This is a genomic window from Mesorhizobium sp. M7A.F.Ca.CA.003.01.2.1 (assembly GCF_003998945.1).
GTDB lineage: Bacteria > Pseudomonadota > Alphaproteobacteria > Rhizobiales > Rhizobiaceae > Mesorhizobium > Mesorhizobium ciceri.
The window spans coordinates 1-547 of sequence record NZ_RZRA01001610.1 but is presented as its reverse complement, the minus strand read 5'-3'; the positions used below and the strand labels follow the sequence as shown (position 1 = coordinate 547).

Annotated in this window: 1 protein-coding gene; it reads left to right on the top strand. The window is 61.2% G+C overall.

Going from position 1 to position 547, the window contains the following annotated elements:
• Positions 1-547 (top strand): MFS transporter (locus tag EN969_RS34520; protein ID WP_206525380.1); only part of this gene is annotated, 547 nt, incomplete at both ends.

Sequence of the window (547 nt, the reverse complement as noted above, 5' to 3'; positions counted from 1 at the left end):
CGCATTCGCCGATCGCCGATTCGCTGGCTCTTTCGGGTGTCCGCCGCTTCGGTTCGAACTACACAAGCATGCGCAAATGGGGCTCGATTTCCTATTTGTTCGCCAATATCGCCGGCGGCTTCATTCTGTCGGTAACCGGTTCACAAGCCGTTCCGGTTATCATTCTGGTGGCGTTTGCCGCCGCCCTTGCCGCCGGCCTGCTGGCGCCGCGCCTTGGCCGTCCGCGGCGCGCCTCGCCGCTGTCGGCCACCGACATCCAGCATTCAGCGCCGAAGCTTCTCAACCCGTATTTCCTGTATTTTTCCACGGGCGTCGGCGTCATCACCGCCAGCCACGCATTCCTCTACGGTTTCGTCTCCATCTACTGGAAGTCGATCGGCCTCGGCGATTCGGTAGTCGGTCTCTTATGGGCTTGGGGCGTGGTGTCGGAAGTCTGCATGTTCATGATGTTCACCCGCTTTTTCGGCCGGTTCTCCGTCGTGTCGGTCATGGTGATGGCCGGAATCGGCTCCATCGTGCGCTGGATCGCCTTTCCGCTGGTCTGGCC